This window comes from Pseudomonas sp. TAE6080 (genome assembly GCF_018732265.1).
In the GTDB taxonomy this organism is placed as follows: Bacteria; Pseudomonadota; Gammaproteobacteria; order Pseudomonadales; family Pseudomonadaceae; genus Aquipseudomonas; species Aquipseudomonas brenneri.
The window spans coordinates 31,458-47,257 of sequence record NZ_JAHIDY010000025.1; the positions used below are offsets into that span (position 1 = coordinate 31,458).

The 15,800-nt window shown below is 62.3% G+C and carries 15 protein-coding genes; 5 read left to right on the forward strand and 10 right to left on the reverse strand.

Annotated elements, in window-relative coordinates:
• Positions 1–91: 91 nt before the first annotated feature.
• The 8 genes from lra1 to KL786_RS18675 form a co-directional block, all read right to left on the reverse strand.
• Positions 92–862 (reverse strand): L-rhamnose 1-dehydrogenase Lra1, encoded by a 771-nt coding sequence (lra1, locus tag KL786_RS18640; RefSeq protein ID WP_215518553.1) that lies wholly within the window; start codon positions 860–862, stop codon positions 92–94.
• Positions 863–1,009: 147 nt separating this feature from the next.
• Positions 1,010–2,068, reverse strand: a complete 1,059-nt coding sequence (gene rhaT, locus KL786_RS18645) for an L-rhamnose/proton symporter RhaT (RefSeq protein ID WP_215518554.1) — start codon at positions 2,066–2,068, stop codon at positions 1,010–1,012.
• A 43-nt stretch (positions 2,069–2,111) separates the two neighbouring features.
• Positions 2,112–2,432, reverse strand: a complete 321-nt coding sequence (gene rhaM / locus KL786_RS18650) for an L-rhamnose mutarotase (protein WP_174553283.1) — start codon at positions 2,430–2,432, stop codon at positions 2,112–2,114.
• Entirely contained in the window at positions 2,432–3,316 is an 885-nt protein-coding gene (locus tag KL786_RS18655) for an amidohydrolase family protein (protein ID WP_215518555.1), read from the reverse strand. The genes rhaM and KL786_RS18655 overlap by 1 nt, the downstream gene beginning before the upstream one ends.
• Before the next feature lie 68 nt (positions 3,317–3,384).
• On the reverse strand, positions 3,385–4,818 hold the full coding sequence (gene aldA, locus KL786_RS18660; RefSeq protein ID WP_215518556.1) for an aldehyde dehydrogenase: 1,434 nt from the start codon (positions 4,816–4,818) through the stop codon (positions 3,385–3,387).
• A gap of 10 nt (positions 4,819–4,828) precedes the next feature.
• Positions 4,829–5,629 carry an aldolase/citrate lyase family protein gene (locus tag KL786_RS18665; protein WP_215518557.1) on the reverse strand — a complete coding sequence of 267 codons (801 nt, stop codon included), beginning with the start codon at positions 5,627–5,629 and terminating at the stop codon, positions 4,829–4,831.
• A gap of 11 nt (positions 5,630–5,640) precedes the next feature.
• Positions 5,641–6,825 carry an L-rhamnonate dehydratase gene (gene rhmD / locus KL786_RS18670; protein WP_215518558.1) on the reverse strand — a complete coding sequence of 395 codons (1,185 nt, stop codon included), beginning with the start codon at positions 6,823–6,825 and terminating at the stop codon, positions 5,641–5,643.
• 16 nt (positions 6,826–6,841) lie between these two features.
• Complete coding sequence (locus tag KL786_RS18675) at positions 6,842–8,137, reverse strand: MFS transporter (protein ID WP_215518559.1); 1,296 nt, start codon at positions 8,135–8,137, stop codon at positions 6,842–6,844.
• A gap of 122 nt (positions 8,138–8,259) precedes the next feature.
• On the opposite strand from KL786_RS18675, the gene KL786_RS18680 reads away from it, so the two are divergent.
• The 5 genes from KL786_RS18680 to KL786_RS18700 all read left to right on the forward strand — a co-directional run bounded on the left by KL786_RS18680 (position 8,260) and on the right by KL786_RS18700 (position 13,679).
• Positions 8,260–9,204, forward strand: a complete 945-nt coding sequence (locus KL786_RS18680; RefSeq protein ID WP_215518560.1) for a LysR family transcriptional regulator — start codon at positions 8,260–8,262, stop codon at positions 9,202–9,204.
• Positions 9,205–9,311: 107 nt separating this feature from the next.
• Positions 9,312–9,830, forward strand: a complete 519-nt coding sequence (locus tag KL786_RS18685; protein WP_032861279.1) for a sigma-70 family RNA polymerase sigma factor — start codon at positions 9,312–9,314, stop codon at positions 9,828–9,830.
• Entirely contained in the window at positions 9,827–10,762 is a 936-nt protein-coding gene (locus KL786_RS18690; RefSeq protein ID WP_215518561.1) for a FecR domain-containing protein, read from the forward strand. Before KL786_RS18685 ends, KL786_RS18690 begins: the two co-directional genes overlap by 4 nt.
• 193 nt (positions 10,763–10,955) lie before the next feature.
• A complete protein-coding gene (locus tag KL786_RS18695; RefSeq protein WP_215518562.1) occupies positions 10,956–13,346 on the forward strand; it encodes a TonB-dependent receptor in 2,391 nt (796 codons plus the stop codon).
• A gap of 117 nt (positions 13,347–13,463) precedes the next feature.
• Positions 13,464–13,679: a TOBE domain-containing protein gene (locus KL786_RS18700; protein WP_003173733.1), complete on the forward strand. Its 216-nt coding sequence runs from the start codon at positions 13,464–13,466 to the stop codon at positions 13,677–13,679.
• Positions 13,680–13,803: 124 nt separating this feature from the next.
• On the opposite strand, the gene KL786_RS18705 is transcribed toward KL786_RS18700, so the two are convergent.
• Both KL786_RS18705 and KL786_RS18710 read right to left on the reverse strand, forming a co-directional pair.
• Positions 13,804–14,952 carry a MalY/PatB family protein gene (locus tag KL786_RS18705; protein ID WP_215518563.1) on the reverse strand — a complete coding sequence of 383 codons (1,149 nt, stop codon included), beginning with the start codon at positions 14,950–14,952 and terminating at the stop codon, positions 13,804–13,806.
• Between the two features lie 49 nt (positions 14,953–15,001).
• Positions 15,002–15,682: a Crp/Fnr family transcriptional regulator gene (locus KL786_RS18710; RefSeq protein ID WP_215518564.1), complete on the reverse strand. Its 681-nt coding sequence runs from the start codon at positions 15,680–15,682 to the stop codon at positions 15,002–15,004.
• Between the last annotated feature and the right edge of the window lie 118 nt (positions 15,683–15,800).

Consider the following 15,800-nt stretch of genomic DNA (forward strand, 5'->3'; position numbering starts at 1 on the left):
GGAAAACACAAATTTCAGGCACACAGAGACCCCTTGTGGGAGCGAGCAAGCCGCTCCCACACTGGATCTGTGGCGTATGGGCGGGCAGCAGTTACTGCAAGTTGACGAACAACCCGCCGTCCACCAGCAACGACGCGCCGGTTACATAGCGCGCCATGTCCGAGGCCAGGAACACGATCGGCCCGGCGACGTCGTCCGGCTCGCCCAGGCGGCCCAGTGGCGTGCGCGAGGTCATGTAGGTGAGCTTTTCCTCGTCAGCCAGATCTTCCTTGTTGATATCGGTAGCGATGGTGCCCGGCAATACCGAGTTGCAGCGAATGCCATACGGCCCCAGGGCGATGGCGCAGGATTGCATCAACGAATGCAGGCCGGCCTTGGTCGGGGTGTAGTGGGTCTGCATGCCGCCGCCCACCAGGGCGCTGATGGAACTGACGGCAATGATTGCACCGCCACGGCCCTGGTTCTTCATCTGGTTGGCGGCTGCCTGCACGGCGAAGTACGCGCCATTGAGGTTGGTATTGACCGTCTTCAGGTACACCTCGCGCGGCATATCGAGGAACGAGTGGAACGGGCAAATCCCGGCGTTGTTGACGAATACATCGACACTGCCAAAGGCTTCGACCGCCCTCGCCACCAGTTTGTCGCCGGTGTCCGGGTCGGCAGCATCGCCACCCACTTCAACGGCTTGGCCGCCGAAGGCGCGGATCTCTTCTATCAACGACAGAGCGGCCTGGGTGCCTTGTGCGCTGGCGCTATGGCCGATCACCACCCGGGCGCCCTGGCGTGCACACTCGCGGGCGGCGGCGCGGCCGATGCCACGGGAGGCGCCGGTGATGATTACGGTTTTATCTGCTAGCAACATGGGAAATCTCCTGAAGAAAATGTAACGCTGTTGTAGGAGCGAGCTTGCTCGCGAAAAACGTCAACGATAACGCGGGCTTAGCGGCTAAACGCGGCGCCCTCAGGTTCTTCGCGAGCAAGCTCGCTCCTACCAAAAAGCATTGCGGCCTCAGCCGAGGTAATTACCGTAGCCAACCATCGCGATGGCGCCGAGAATCACCGCGATCCCGGCCACCAGCACGCCTTTGTTGGCCGGGCTGGTGCCGTGCCATTCGCGCAAATACAGGCCCCAGCAATTGGACACAATGATGATGAAGGACATGTGCAGTACCCACGAACTGGCGTCGTTCTGCAGGCGGCTTTCGCCCATGCCGTAGAAGAAAAATTGCAGGAACCACAGGGTCCCGGCGCACGCCACCAGCAGGTAATTGCGCAACAGCGGGGTGCTGCGGTCGGTGTAGTTATGGAACGTGCGGTTGCGCCAGTTCAGCCACAGGCACCAGATGCCGTTGGTGGTCAGGCCACCCCACATGATCACCATGAATGTCACGTTGTTCTGGAACAGGCTGTTGGCGCCATGTTCCACCGCTGCTGCGGCCAGTGGACGCCCGGCGGAAATACCGTAGCTGAAGCAGGCGCTCAATACCCCGGAAATCACCGCCACCAGCATGCCCTTGCCCAGGGCGAACTCGCTGACGCTGGCGAACTTCACTGCCTGGGACACTTCCCGTTCCTTGATCAACCCGGCCTTGCCGCACACCGCGATACCGATCAGCGACACCGCCACACCCCATAGCACCCAATGCCCGCCTTGTGATGCGAGCATCGAAGTCAGGGTGCCCTCTGTCTCGTTGGTGAACAGGTCGCGGTACAAGGCTGGCATCAAGGCGCCGAGGGCTGAGGTCAGGCCCATGATCAGCGACATGCCCAGGGACAGCCCCAGGTAGCGCATGGTCAGGCCGAACGTCAGCCCGCCAATGCCCCACAGCACACCGAACAGATAGGTCCAGAGCAGGGTGCTGGTGTCGGCGTTGCGCAGGATCTCGACCCAGCCGGGCACGGTCAGTTGCGCGGCAATCAACGGCACGATTAACCATGACACCAGGCCGCCGGTGATCCAGTAGCTTTCCCAGGCCCAGCCACCGACCTTTTTGTAGGGGATGTAGAAACTGCCGGAGGCGAAGCCCCCGATGAAATGCAGAATCACACCGAGGAGAATGATTTCCACGTGTTCGAATCCTTTTTATTGTTGTGGTGAAGGAGCCAATGGCTCAGTCGGGCGTGAGGCTGAACATCGGTTCAAGATCCACGCTGACCGGCGAGTTATCCGGGTGGCTGGGCATGATGTCTTGCATGTACTGCCACCAGCGTTGCATCAGCGCGGTGCCGGGCAGGGCATCCAGGCCGTGCTTGTCTGTATGGGTCAACACGGCGAACAGCGCATGGGTGGACTCGTCGAGGAAGATCCGATAGTCCAGCACGCCGGCATCGCGCAGGGCCTGGGCCAGTTCCGGCCAGATCTGTGCATGGCGCCGGCGGTACTCGGCGGCCATGCCGGGGTTGAGGTTCATGCGAAAGGCACGGGTCGGCATCAGAGGCCTCCAGGGGGCAGTGTCGGGCTGTAGATGCGCACGGCGTTGTGCAGGAAGAATTTTTCCTGGACGGCCTGTGGCTGATCAGTCATGCAGCGTTTGACCAGGCCCAGGGTGGTGGCGAAATCGGCGAGGTGATCGCTGTTGGGCCAGTCGCTGCCAAAGAAGCAGCGGTCTTCGCCAAAGGCCTCCCACAGCACGGCCAGGCGGTCGTTGTAGAATGCGGTGTCAACGATCAAACCGGCGGGTCCGTGCTGCGGGATTTCTGCCAGCTTGGCGAACACATTGGGCCGTTCAGCCAGGCGCAACAGGTCGGCGTGGTAGGCCGCTTCCCGGCCCGCAGGGACCTGGGCGTTGGGCAGGTGATCGACAATGATGCGCAACTCGGGCAGGGCATCGCTCAGGTGCAGTAGACCCTTGACCAGCCGTGGGTCGGGGTTGGCGCTGTCCAGGCAGCGGCCACAATCGGCGAGCTGGCGCAGGCCGTCGATAAACCCGGGGCGCGTTTGGTCCTCCAGCAAATCACGCTGCCACAGGTTACCGTAGCGCAACCCAAGGAACAGCGGTTCGTAGGCGAGCGCTGCAAGGTCGACGGCAAACTGCGGGTGCAACGGGTCGAGATTGCCGACAAAACCGAGCATGCGCGCATCGCTGCGCAGGGTTTCCAGCAACCAATGGTTGTCGTCGCACCACGGGCTGGCTTCCACGGCAATCGCGCCGATCACCTGGTGTTCGGCTGCCAATGCCCAGTAATCCTGGGGCAAATGCGCGGCATACAGGCGGTTGCCCGGCTCGGGCCACGGGATGCCCTGGGGGCGGTGTGGGTCGAACAGGTGCAGGTGGCTGTCGATGATCGGGCCGTTGTAGAGCTTGGCAATGCTCATTGCGCAATCCTTGTTGGCAGGGTTGTTGTAAGGGCCGGCACTCGCGTGCCAGCGCCCGTTGCACCACTTCAGCCCTGCAGGTACACCACGTGGGTATGGGTGTACTCGTACAGGCCGTGCTTGCCATCGGCACCGCCGATCCCGGACTTGCGCACGCCGGCATGAAAGCCCTGCATCGCCTCGAAGTTTTCGCGGTTGACGTAGGTTTCGCCAAAGTCGAGCTCGCGTACCGCATGCATGGCCTTGCTCAGGTCGCGGGTATAGATCGAGGAGGTCAGGCCATAGTCGCAGTCGTTGGCCAGGGCGATGGCTTCGTCGAGGTCGTCGATAATCTGGATCGGCAGCACCGGGCCGAAAATTTCTTCACGCATGATATCCATGTCGGCGCGACCACCGGCCAATACCGTGGGCTGGAAGTGAAAGCCTGCGCCGAGGTCGGCAATCTGCCCGCCCGTGACCAGGCTTGCGCCCTGGGCGAGGGCGGTGCGCACCTTGCGGTTGACATTGTCCAGGCCCTGGCGGTTGATCAGCGGGCCCATCTCCACATCGGACTGGGCCAGTGGGTCGCCGTAGCGGGTGGCGGCCATCGCCGCGCTGATGCGCTCGATAAACTGGTCGGCGACGCTGCGTTGCACATACACCCGCTCGGCGCAGTTGCACACCTGGCCGCTGTTGATGATCCGCGAATCACGGATGGCCTTGACCGCCAGCGCAAGGTCGGCATCGGCCAGGACAATCGCCGGCGCCTTGCCGCCCAGTTCCAGGTTGAGCTTGGTGATATTCGGTGCCGCCGCCGTCATGATCCGCGAGCCGGTCGCGACACTGCCGGTGAAGCTGATCATGTCCACACCCTTGTGGGCGGTGAGGGCAGCGCCGACCTGGCCGTCGCCGCAGACCACGTTGAACACCCCGGCCGGCAAGTCGGTCTCGGCCACCAGGCGGGCGAATTCAAAGCAGTTGTTCGGCGTTTCTTCGCTGGGCTTGATCACGATGGTATTGCCGGTCAACAGTGCCGGGGCCATCTTGCGTGCGATCAGGAAGAACGGGAAATTCCACGGCAGGATACCGGCCACCACGCCCAGGGGCTTGCGGAACAGGAAGATGTTTTCGTTGGGCCGGTCGCTGGTGATGATTTCGCCTTCGATGCGGCGCGCCCATTCGGCCATGTAGTCGAGGTAGTCGGCGGTGAAGTTGACTTCAACCTCGGCCAGGCTGCTGATCTTGCCCTGTTCCAAGGTAATGGTGCGGGCCAGGTGAGCGACGTTTTCCCGCAGTTTGGCGGCGATCCGGCGCAAGTGCCCGGCGCGCTCGATGGCCGGCTTGCGTGCCCAGCCCTGTTGCGCGGCACGGGCGGCGGCCAGGGCTTGGTCGACATCCTCGGCGGTGGCGGCCGGCACCTTGGACAGCAGTGCACCAGTGGCCGGGTTGAGCACGTCGATATGGGCACTGCTTGGGGTGAAGCGGCCGTTGATGAAGTTCTGGTAAACCGGAGCGGATGACATGGCAGGTGCCTCAGTAAGTGCGCGACGGCGCTTTCGCGTCGGCGGCAGGGCGGTAGCGGGCGAGGGTGCTCAGGGCGCTCTGGCGCAGCAGGCTGATATCAATCGCCACCGCAATGAAGCGGCAGCCCCAGGCCTGGTAGCGGCGCGCATCCTCTTCATTGGGTGCGAGGATGCCGCAAGCCTTACCCGCCGCGAGGGTGGCGTTGACCGCGTGCTGGATACGCTCCTGCACTTCGGGGTGGCTGGGGTTGCCCGCATGGCCGAGTCCGATGGACAGGTCGGCGGGGCCGATAAAGACCGCGTCCACCCCTTCGACGGCGGCAATGGCCTCGACGTTGTCCACACCCAGGCGCGACTCCACCTGCACGATCAGGCACAGTTCTTGATGGGCCGTATTGAGATAGTTGTCTACGCCATCCCAGCGCGTGGCGCGGGTCAGGCCGCCACCCACGCCACGGATACCATGGGGTGGATAACGCATGGCGCGCACCAGGGCCTGGGCCTGCTCGGCGGTTTCGACCATGGGGATCATCAGGGTCTGCGCACCGATATCCAGCAGTTGCTTTATCAGATTGGTGTCGCCGCTGACCGCGCGCACCACGGGCGCGGTGCTATAGGGCGCCACCGCCTGCAATTGGTTGAGCACACTGGGCACGGTATTGGGTGCGTGCTCGCCGTCGATCAACATCCAGTCGTAACCGGTGCTGGCGACGATTTCCGCACCGTAGCCGGTGGCGAAGCCGGCCCAGATCCCGTATTGGCTGGCGCCCTGGCGCAGGCCGGCCTTGAACGCGTTATGAGGCATTTGCATGGCGAGATTCCTTAGCGGTTATACGGACGATGCAGTTGGCAATCGGGGTTCAGGTCCACGCCGAAGCCTGGCTTGTCCAGCACTGACAGGCGCATGCGACCATTGACCGGTACCGGCTCGCCCAGCAGTTGCGGGTGGAACATCGGCACCACTTCGTCGGCCTTGGGCGCCATCATCAGGAATTCGGCAAATGGGCTGTTCTGCCGGGTGGCGACGAAGTGGTAGCTGTAGACCGACGAACCGTGGGGCACCACCATCGTGTTGTGGGCGTCGGCCAAGGCGGAGATTTTCACCAGTTCGGTCAAGCCGCCGCACCAGCCGACATCCGGCTGGATAATGTCGCAGCAGCCCATTTCCAGGAGCATACGGAAACCCCAGCGAGTGGCTTCGTGTTCGCCGGTGGTGACCAGCATGCCTTTGGGTACGTTGTTGCGCAGGGCTGCGTAACCCCAGTAATCATCGGGGGACAGTGCTTCTTCAATCCATTTCAAGCCGTGTTCATGGGCGCCAATCGCCAATTTGGTGGCGTAGTTAAGGTCCAGGCTCATCCAGCAATCAAGCATCAGCCAGAAGTCCGGGCCGACCCGTTCACGCATGGTCGCCAGCGCTTCAAGGTTCTTGCGCAAGCCTTCTTCACCTTCGGCGGGGCCGTGGTGCAGGGGCATCTTGCCGCCGATAAAGCCCATCTTTTGCGCCAGGTCCGGGCGCGCGCCGGTGGCGTAGAACTGCAACTCATCGCGCACCGCACCGCCGAGCAATTGGTGCACCGGTTCCTGGCGGATCTTGCCGAGCAGGTCCCACAGCGCCAGGTCCACCCCGGAAATGGTGTTGATCACCAAACCCTTGCGCCCGTAATACAGGGTGGACTGGTACATCTGGTCCCAGATCTTCTCGATATCGGTGACTCGTGCACCTTCAAGGAAGCGCGCCAAGTGTTTCTCGACGATATAGGCAGCCGGCTCGCCTCCGGTGGTGACGGCAAAACCGACGGTGCCGTCGCTGGCTTCAATTTCTACCACCAGGGTGCCGAGCACATTGATCCCGAAGCTGCGGCGGCTCTGGCGGTACTCGGGGTACTTGCTCATGGGCGTGGCGATGTGGTCGTCGATCCAGTGACCGTCAGCTTGGTCGTGGTAATCCGCGCCGCCGCCACGCAAGACAAAAGCGCGCACGTGTTTGATGGTGATGTTGCCCATGGTGTAACTCCTGGAGTTAAACAGTGGCCGGCGTGTTCGACGCTTTTTGGCCGGGAGAATGGATACCCAGCACCAGCAACGCAGCCAGTACCGTGGTGGCGGACAGCAGGTACAGGCCGGCTGCCGGGGAGTGGAAGGCGGTTTCCGCCCAGTTCTTCAGGACCGGCGCGATAAACCCGCCGAGTGCGCCAAAGGAGTTGATCAAGGCGATGCCGGCCGCCGCCGCGCTGCCCGCCAGGTAGCTGGAGGGGAAGGTCCAGAATACCGGCTGCACGGCAATAAACCCGGAGGCGGCGAAGCACAGGGCGAGCATGCCCAACCACGGGTTGGCGAAGGTCACGGAGCAGGCGATGCCGATGGCGGCCATCAGTAAGGTCAGCGACGCGGTGCGGTGACGCTCGCCGGTACGGTCGGAGTAGCCGGGGATCCACCATGCGGCGAACAGCGCGCACACCCAGGGAATCGCCGAGACCAGCCCGACCATCAGCCCGACCTTGGTGCCGAGCAGGCCACCGACCTGGGTTGGCAGGTAAAACACCACGCCGTAGACACTGGCCTGGATCAGCAGGTAGACCAGGCACAGATACAGCACCGACGGCTGGCACAGCACGCTGAGCAGGCTGCGGCCATGGGAGCCTTTGTGCTGGTCTTCGGCATCGAGCAGGTCCTGGATCTGGCGGCGCTCTTCAACGCTCAGCCACTGGGCGTCGGCTGGGCGATTGTCGAGGTACCAATAGGCCCAGATGCCTACTGCCGAAGCCATCAGGCCTTCCACGGCGAACAGCCATTGCCAGCCATGCAGGCCGACAAAGCCGTCCATTTCCAGGAGCAGGCCAGACAGCGGACTACCGAAAATAAAGGCCAGGGGGGCGCCAAAGTAGAAGAATCCCATGGCCTTGCCACGCGCGGCCTGGGGAAACCAATAGGTGAGGTAAAGAATCACGCCGGGGAAGAACCCGGCTTCGGCCACGCCCAGCAGAAAGCGCAGGATGTAGAAGCTGGTTTCGTTATGGGCAAACACCATTGCCGCTGAAACCAGGCCCCAACTGACCATGATCCGGCACATCCACAGACGGGCGCCGACGCGATGCAAGATCAGGTTGCTTGGCACTTCCAGCAACGCATAGCCGACGAAAAACACCCCGGCGCCAAAGGCGAAGGCGGCATCGCTCAGGCCAGTGTCGGCCTGGAAGGCTTGTTTGGCGAACCCGACGTTGGCGCGGTCGAGGAAGGCCATGATGTACATCAGCAGCAGGAAGGGCAGCAGTCGCCAGGAAATCTTGGCGAGCAGGGGCGCGGGCAGTGTGGTCATCTGTAAATCCTTTTGTAAGGCTTTGTTCTTATGGGCCGGACTGTACGGCGACCGAGCAATACGCTACAAATCGAATCTCGCTTACAACCGATACCTTCAAGGTATCAATAACAAGGAAGAAAATGAGTAGTTCGCTGATCTCCCGCAGCCTGTTCAACCGCCTGCGCTACAAGCATCTGCATATGTTGGTGGCCTTGAGTTCCAGCCAGAACCTGCACCGCGCCTCCCAGGCCCTGAACATGTCGCAACCGGCGGCCACCCGCATGCTGCGAGAGATCGAGGATATGTTTGCCTGCGACCTGTTCGAGCGCCTGCCCCGTGGCATGCGCCCCACGGCGCTGGGCAAGGAGTTGATCCGTTTTGCCGAATCGGCCCTCAGCGGCCTGGACCGCTGCGCCGAAGACCTGATGGCGCGCCAGCAGGGCGGTTATGGCTACCTGGCAATCGGTACCATCATGGGCGCTGCGCCGGACCTGGTGATGGACTCGATTGCGCAGATCAAATCCCTTAACCCGCAACTGCGCATCCGCATCATGGGCGACACCAGCGACCAGGTGATCCAACTGCTGGAGCAAGGACGCATCGACCTGGCGATCGCTCGACGTAACGCCGCAACCGACAGCGAGCACTACAGCTTCGAGCCGCTGGGCAACGAGCGCTTGTTGGTAGTGGTGCATGCCGGGCACCCGCTGGCGCAGCGCGCATGCTTGCCGTTGGCCGAACTGGTCAGCGACTGGCCGTGGATCCTGCAACCGCAAAGCAGCCCCGCTCGCATAGGCTTTGACGAAGCGTTGCAACACCAGGCCTTGCCCCTGCCGGCGGACATCATCGAATGCAGTTCGGTGTATTCCATGCAGCAGTTGATTCAACTGACTGACGCGATCATGGTCCTCTCCGAAAGCGCGCTGCGCGATTACCTGAAAATGGGCCTGGTGGTGGAGTTGCCGGTGGAGCTGGAGGTGACGCTTGCGCCATTTGGCATCTTGCTGCGCAAGGGCGAACCGGTGAGCCGGGAGTTGGGGTTGTTTATCGATTTGCTGCGGCAGAAGGCCAGGGCACTTGATTGACAACCTCCGCCCGTCTACCTGACAAAAAGAACATGGTGTGTCTCAGGGATATTAAATAGAATGAATCTCATTTGAGACTCACTCGCGCCGCCCAGGGTTCGCTTGCCATGAATGATGCAGTACTGCCAACGACCACCTCCGAACCCAGCCTGAAAACCTTGTACCGCGACCACCGCAGTTGGCTGGAAAGCTGGTTGCGCCGGCGCCTGGGCAATGCCTGGGATGCCGCCGACCTGAGCCAGGATACGTTCCTGCGGGTGCTGGCCAGTGCCCAGCCAGTGGCGCAACTGCAGGAACCACGGGCCTACCTGGTGACGGTGGGCAAGCGCTTGCTGGTCAACTTTCATCAGCGGCGCAGTCTGGAGCAGGCCTACCTCAATGCCCTGGCGCGCTTGCCCGAAGACTGCGTGCCCTCGCCGGAGCAGCGCTGGTTGCTGCTGGAAACCCTGCAGGCCCTGGATGAACTGCTCGACGGCTTACTGCCGGTGGTGCGCCGGGCGTTTCTCTGGAGCCAGCTCGAAGGCCTGGGCTACCGGGAGATTGCCGAAAGGCTCAAGGTCTCGGAACGCACGGTCAAACGCTATATGGCCCAGGCCTATGAACATTGCCTGCTGGTGGAACTGTGAGCCGCACCGCACCGGATGTGGCGCGGGCGGCGGCGCAATGGTTGGCGCTGCTGGAATCCGGCACTGCCGGCGAGCGCGACCACACCGGCTTGCAGCAATGGCGCGACAGTCATCCCCAGCATGAGCAGGCCTGGCAAAAAGCGCAGTTGCTGCGCCAGCGTTTTGCCGAGTTGCCATCCTCCCTGGCCATGGCCAGCCTTGATCGCCCGCAACCGGGTCGGCGTGCCGTGCTCAAGCGCGCCCTGGGCGTGGCAGCACTGGTGCCGGCGGCATGGTTGCTCAGTCGCCAGTTACCCATCGACGTGTGGCGCGCCGACCTGCACACCGCTACGGGCGAGCGCAAACAGCTGCCGCTGGCCGATGGCAGCGCCCTGCAACTGAACACTGCCAGCGCGGTGGATGTGGATCTTGCTCGGCGGCGCCTGACCCTGCTCGATGGGGAAATGGCACTGAGCGTGCCAGGGGCGGCTGTGCTGACCGTCCACACACGTTATGGCCAGGTCATTGCCAGCCAGGCCGAGGTCTGTGTGCGTCAGTTGGCGGACGCTTGTCGGGTATCGGTGCTCAAGGGCCAGGTACAGGTGCTCGACATGCACGGTCGAATCACCGTGATGCACGCTGGGCAACAGGCACGGCTAGAAGCCTTGGGGCTTGCTGCACCGAGTCCTTTCGACGTCTTGCAGTTGGGCTGGCGTGACGGTGTGTTGACGGCGCAGAACCAGTTGTTGGGCGATTTTTTGCGCGAGCTTGATCGCTATCGCCCGGGTGTCCTGCGCTGGGACCCGAGCCTGGAAGCCTTGCGGGTCACCGGCAGTTTCCGCCTGGACGACACCGATCGCATCCTCAGCCTGCTGGCCTCCACCCATGGGCTGCAGGTGCAGTTGCGCACGCGTTATTGGGTCACGCTGGCACCGCGCAAAACCCTCAGTTGAAGTCGGTCCATTGTAGGAGCGAGCTTGCTCGCGAAGGACGTCAACGATGACGCAGTACTTCAGGTTTATCGCGGCGTTCTCAAGTTTTTCGCGAGCAAGCTCGCTCCTACAAAAAACCAGCATTTTTTCTCTGTCCCTTTTTTTCGGCTCGCCTGTCATCCAAGGCAAGTGAACGAAAACAGAGAGCCTTTTAATGCCCGTCGTCCCGCCATCGTTGCTGCGCCTGAGTCTGGTGCTGAGCCTGAGTGCCAGCCCGTTGTTTATTCCTGTGAGCTGGGCCGAGGACGCGGCCCGGCGCAGTTATCAGGTGCCCGCCGGCAGCCTGGGCAGTGCCTTGACGCGCTTTGCCGGGCTGGCCGGGGTCAACCTGTCGGTAGACCCGGCCCTGGTTGGCGGCCGACAAAGCGCCGGGATTTCCGGCGAGTTTGCCGTCGAAGAAGGCTTCGCGCGCCTGCTGCAAGGCTCGGGCCTGCAATTGCAGGCGGTGGGGGAAGGCGCCTACACCCTGATCCCCGCGCCACAGGGCGGTGCCTACCAACTGCCGGCCACCTCGATCCTGGGGGGTGCGGCCACACCTGTCGCAGACACTTACGCCGGTGATCAGGTCACGCGCAAAGGCGCCCAGGGCCTGTTGGGCGATAACGACTTTATGGACACGCCATTCAACCTCACGTCCTACACCGCCAAGGCAGTGAAAAACCTCCAGGCCCGGACTCTCGGCGAAATGGTCGCCAGCGACCCCTCGGTGCGCATCACCAACCCTTCCGGCGGGCGCTTCGAGCAGTTTTCGGTGCGCGGCTTCAGCCTGTTCAACAGCGACGTGTCCTACGGCGGCCTGTATGGCGTGTTGCCGACCTACGCCATCGACATGGAAATGGTCGAGCGCGTCGATATCCTCAAGGGCCCCGGCGCCTTGCTTGGCGGTATCGCACCTCGGGGCAGTGTGGGCGGCGGGATCAATATCGAGCCCAAGCGCGCTGCGGACATACCGCTCACCGAGTTCACCGGCAGCTACGCCTCGGCCGGGCAGTTCGGTGGTGCGGTGGATATCGGTCGGCGCTTTGGCGACGAGCAGCAGTTTGGCGTGCGCTTCAATGGGGTGAAGCAGTCCGGTGATACCGAGTGGGATCACCAGGAGGTCGACCGTGAAATGACGGTGATCGGGCTCGACTATCGCAAGGAGCGGGTGCGCCTGTCTCTTGATCTCGGTCGCCAGGAGCGCACCGCCGATGCTCCCCAGGAGCGCGTGGAAGTCGCCAGGGGCAGCGTGATGCCCAAGGCCCGGGATATCCGCGACAATTTCGCCCAGTCCTGGACTTACTCCCATACCAAGGACACCTTTGGTGCCGTGCGCGGTGAGTTTGATGTCAGCGATTCGTTGATGGTCTACGCCGCTGTCGGTGCACGCAAAGGCAACTATGACTTCCTGCGCCATGGCGTACAGGCGACTCAGAGCAATGGCGACTTCACCGTGGTGCCGCGCAGTTTTCGCCGTGACGAAGACGTGAAGACCGTCACCGTCGGCGCTCGCAGTTGGTTCGATACCGGCCCGGCGGGGCACACCCTCAACGTCAGCCTCAATCAGTTCAATATGGATTTCGACAACGCCGGCGAGCGCTACACGCCGGGCAAGAGCAACCTCTACAACCCGGTGGTCTTGCCCCGCCCAGGCAAGGCCGTGCGCTGGGATACCAGCACCCACACCGAGAACCGCTTCACCAGCCTGGCGCTGGCTGACACCCTCGGCTTTTTCGATGAACGAGTGCTGTTGACCTTGGGCGCACGCCTGCAAAAGGTCCAGGTGACGTCATGGAGCAATGGCGTGAAAGACCAGCCTGAGTACGACGAGCAAGCCACATCGCCGGCCCTCGGCCTGGTGGTCAAGGTGACTGATCAGTTGTCCCTGTACACCAACTACATGGAAGGTTTGAGCCAGGGCGAAACCGCGCCTTCCAGCGGAGTGCGCAACGAAAACGCGATCTTCCCGCCGACCAAGAGCAAGCAGGTGGAAGTCGGTGCCAAATACGACATGGGCAGCTTTGGCATGACTGCCAGCCTGTTTCGGATCAAGCAGCCGTCCTACGGTATAGACACCCAGGGCTTCTTCAAACCCAATGGTGAGTTGCGTAACCAGGGTGTGGAATTGAACGTGTTTGGCGAGCCTGTATCGGGTGTACGCCTGCTTGGCGGGGTGATGCTGCTCGACAGCGAGCAGACCAAGACTGCCCAGGGGCTCACGGACGGCAAGCGCGGTACTGGCGCGCCGATTGCCAACGTCAATCTGGGCGCCGAATGGGATATCCCACGCCTGCAAGGCCTGACCCTGACCGCCCGCGCGATCCATACCGGTGCGCAGTACCTGGATGCCGCCAACCAACAGAAGATCGACAATTGGGAACGCTATGACCTGGGCGCGCGCTACACCTTCAAGGTCAAGGACAATCCCGTAACCCTGCGGGCCACCGTGGAGAACGTGTTGGACACCACGTATTGGGCATCGGCTGCGACCTCCAGCGACAGTGCGCCAGGCTTGACCTTGTCTACGCCGCGTACGTGGCTGGTGTCGGCAACAGTTGGATTTTGATATGCAATTAAGGAATAAATAAATAGTTATTTATTCCTTTTGTTGTCTGTGTGAATGGCGCATTTTGAGGGCCTGCGCATTCGTGCGGATTGACCCAACAGTGAAAGGAAAGCCGACATGACCATCAAAGCGATCAATGTGCGCAACCAGTTCAAGGGCGTGATCAAGGAGATCCTGCTGGGCGAAGTGGTGTCCGAGATCGACGTACAAACCGCCTCCGGGATTGTCACCTCGGTGATCACCACCCGCTCGGTGCGCGACCTGGAATTGAAGGTGGGCAGCGAAGTGATTGCCTTCGTCAAATCCACCGAAGTGTCCATCGCCAAGCTCTGATACCAAGCCGCACACCTTTGTAGGAGCCGGCTTGCCGGCGAAAAGCCTGAGAACGCTGCGGGGTATCAGATAACTCGCTTCATCGTTGGCGATTTTCGCTGGCAAGCCAGCTCCTACAAAGTGTTCAGCGGTTTTGCAGGCTGCGTTCCAGGCGTGAAATACCTTCTTCCAGCAATGCCCGCGGGCAGCCGAAGTTCAAGCGTACGAACTGCTGGCTGTCATCGCCAAATTCAATGCCGGCACTCAAGCCGACCTTGGCCTGCTCCAGGAAGAACCGCTGCGGATCATCCAGGCCCAGGGCGCTGCAATCGAGCCACGCCAGGTAGGTGCCTTGAGGGGCCTGCATGACCACGCCGGGCAGGCGTTTTTGCACCGCGTCCAGCAGGTAGTCGCGGTTGCCTTGCAGGTACGTGACCAACGCTTCCAACCATTCACCACATTGGCTATACGCCGCCCAGGTGGCTTCCAGGCCCAACGGGCTGACGCTGTCGACCATGCCGCAGCGTGCCTTGTTGAAGCGCTCGCGGATGAGTGGGTCCTGGACAATCGCAAAGCAGGTCTTCAGGCCGGCGACGTTGTAGGCCTTGCTGGCGGACATCAGGGTAATGGTGCGTCGGGCGATCTCTGCACTCAGCGAGGCGGTGGGGATATGCCGGCGCCCGTCAAAGCACAGCTCGGCATGGATTTCATCGGAGATGATCAGCGCACCGGTATCCAGGCACGCGTTGGCCACGGCCAGCAACTCTTCGCGGGCGAATACCTTGCCCAGCGGGTTGTGGGGGTTGCTCAACAGCAGTGCGCCAGCGCCCTGCAAGGCCTGGCGCAAAGCGGGCAGGGGGGTGAGGTATTCGCCCTGGTCGCTCAGCTCAAACGCCACTTCGATCTTCGGCAGGTTCCAGTTGCCCGCCGCATGGCGCAGCGGTGCGTAGTTGGGGGTTTGCAAGACCACTGGCTGGCCCGGTTGCACAAAGGCGTGCAAGGCCATGTTGAAACCCGGCTCGACGCCCGGCAGGAACAGCAATTCATCGGGTTGCACGCGCCAGGCGTACTTGTCCCACAGGTCGCGGATGATCGCTTCGCGCACTTGCGGGCGGGCGACGCTGTAGCCAAGCATCTGCTGGTCCAGGCGCGCGTGCAGGGCCTTGAGGATCGCCGGCGGGGCGGCTATATCCATGTCGGCAATCCACATCGGCAAGACGTCTTCTGGGTAGCGGCTCCACTTGGTACTGCCGGTGCCGAGTCGAGGGTGGATCGTGTCGAAATCAAAGCTCATGGGGGCGCTCGTGTCAGGAAGGCGGGCGAGGAATGGCGTCGATTCTAAGTCAGCCGGCCTGATAGGTCATCAATTGCTCCTCGCACAGGATCCGGATCGTACGCCGTTGCACCTCGATCAAGCCGGCGTCCACCAACCGGTGCAGGATCCGCGAAAACGTCTCCGGCTGAATCCCCAGTTTTGACGCCACCAGACGCTTGGGCACCTGCAGCACCACGTCGCCGCTGATGGTATCGCGTTCCTGGATCAGAAAGTTGATGACCCGGCGGCTGGCATTGGCCAGGGTCAGGGTGTCGATGTCCTTGAGGCGTTGATGCAGGTGCAGGCTCATGGTGCCGAGGATCGCCAGGCAGATCTGCGGCTGGTCCTCCAGGGCCTTGCGGTAGTGATGCCCCTCGATGCTCACCAGCACGCTGTCCTTGAGCGCCGTGGCACTCACCGGATACGCCTTGGCCTGGCTGAACAGCAGGGCTTCGGCAAAGGTCTGGCCGGGGCGGATGACTTCCACCAGGTGCTCCTGGCCTTCGCCGGTGACCCGGTGCAACTTGACCTGGCCACTGACCAGCAGGAAAAACCGGTCGGCAGGATCGCCCTGATGCATCAAGGTCGCGTGCCCGGGCAGGCGCTTGAGATTGGCCAGGGTGCAGACGTCCTGGAAAATCTTCTCCGGCAACGGGCTGAACAGATGATGCCGGCGCAGGGTTAAAACGATGGATGGATGGGTCAGCATGGCGTACCTCCGCTCCCGTCCATGGTAGAGCGTGAGGCCGGTGGGGCCTATGCCTCGTTGGAGGTAACCCCGTGGAGGCAGTGGCCCTGCAGCAGTGCCGAAAATGCGTCCCGCGCCG

What these genes read in the sequence shown, in the direction of transcription:
- lra1 (WP_215518553.1), bottom strand. Translation starts at nt 862, where the DNA reads ATGTTGCTAGCAGATAAAACCGTAATCATCACCGGCGCCTCCCGTGGC.
- rhaM (WP_174553283.1), bottom strand. Translation starts at nt 2,432, where the DNA reads ATGCCGACCCGTGCCTTTCGCATGAACCTCAACCCCGGCATGGCCGCC.
- KL786_RS18655 (WP_215518555.1), bottom strand. Translation starts at nt 3,316, where the DNA reads ATGAGCATTGCCAAGCTCTACAACGGCCCGATCATCGACAGCCACCTG.
- aldA (WP_215518556.1), bottom strand. Translation starts at nt 4,818, where the DNA reads ATGTCATCCGCTCCGGTTTACCAGAACTTCATCAACGGCCGCTTCACC.
- KL786_RS18665 (WP_215518557.1), bottom strand. Translation starts at nt 5,629, where the DNA reads ATGCAAATGCCTCATAACGCGTTCAAGGCCGGCCTGCGCCAGGGCGCC.
- rhmD (WP_215518558.1), bottom strand. Translation starts at nt 6,825, where the DNA reads ATGGGCAACATCACCATCAAACACGTGCGCGCTTTTGTCTTGCGTGGC.
- KL786_RS18675 (WP_215518559.1), bottom strand. Translation starts at nt 8,137, where the DNA reads ATGACCACACTGCCCGCGCCCCTGCTCGCCAAGATTTCCTGGCGACTG.
- KL786_RS18680 (WP_215518560.1), top strand. Translation starts at nt 8,260, where the DNA reads ATGAGTAGTTCGCTGATCTCCCGCAGCCTGTTCAACCGCCTGCGCTAC.
- KL786_RS18685 (WP_032861279.1), top strand. Translation starts at nt 9,312, where the DNA reads ATGAATGATGCAGTACTGCCAACGACCACCTCCGAACCCAGCCTGAAA.
- KL786_RS18695 (WP_215518562.1), top strand. Translation starts at nt 10,956, where the DNA reads ATGCCCGTCGTCCCGCCATCGTTGCTGCGCCTGAGTCTGGTGCTGAGC.
- KL786_RS18700 (WP_003173733.1), top strand. Translation starts at nt 13,464, where the DNA reads ATGACCATCAAAGCGATCAATGTGCGCAACCAGTTCAAGGGCGTGATC.
- KL786_RS18705 (WP_215518563.1), bottom strand. Translation starts at nt 14,952, where the DNA reads ATGAGCTTTGATTTCGACACGATCCACCCTCGACTCGGCACCGGCAGT.
- KL786_RS18710 (WP_215518564.1), bottom strand. Translation starts at nt 15,682, where the DNA reads ATGCTGACCCATCCATCCATCGTTTTAACCCTGCGCCGGCATCATCTG.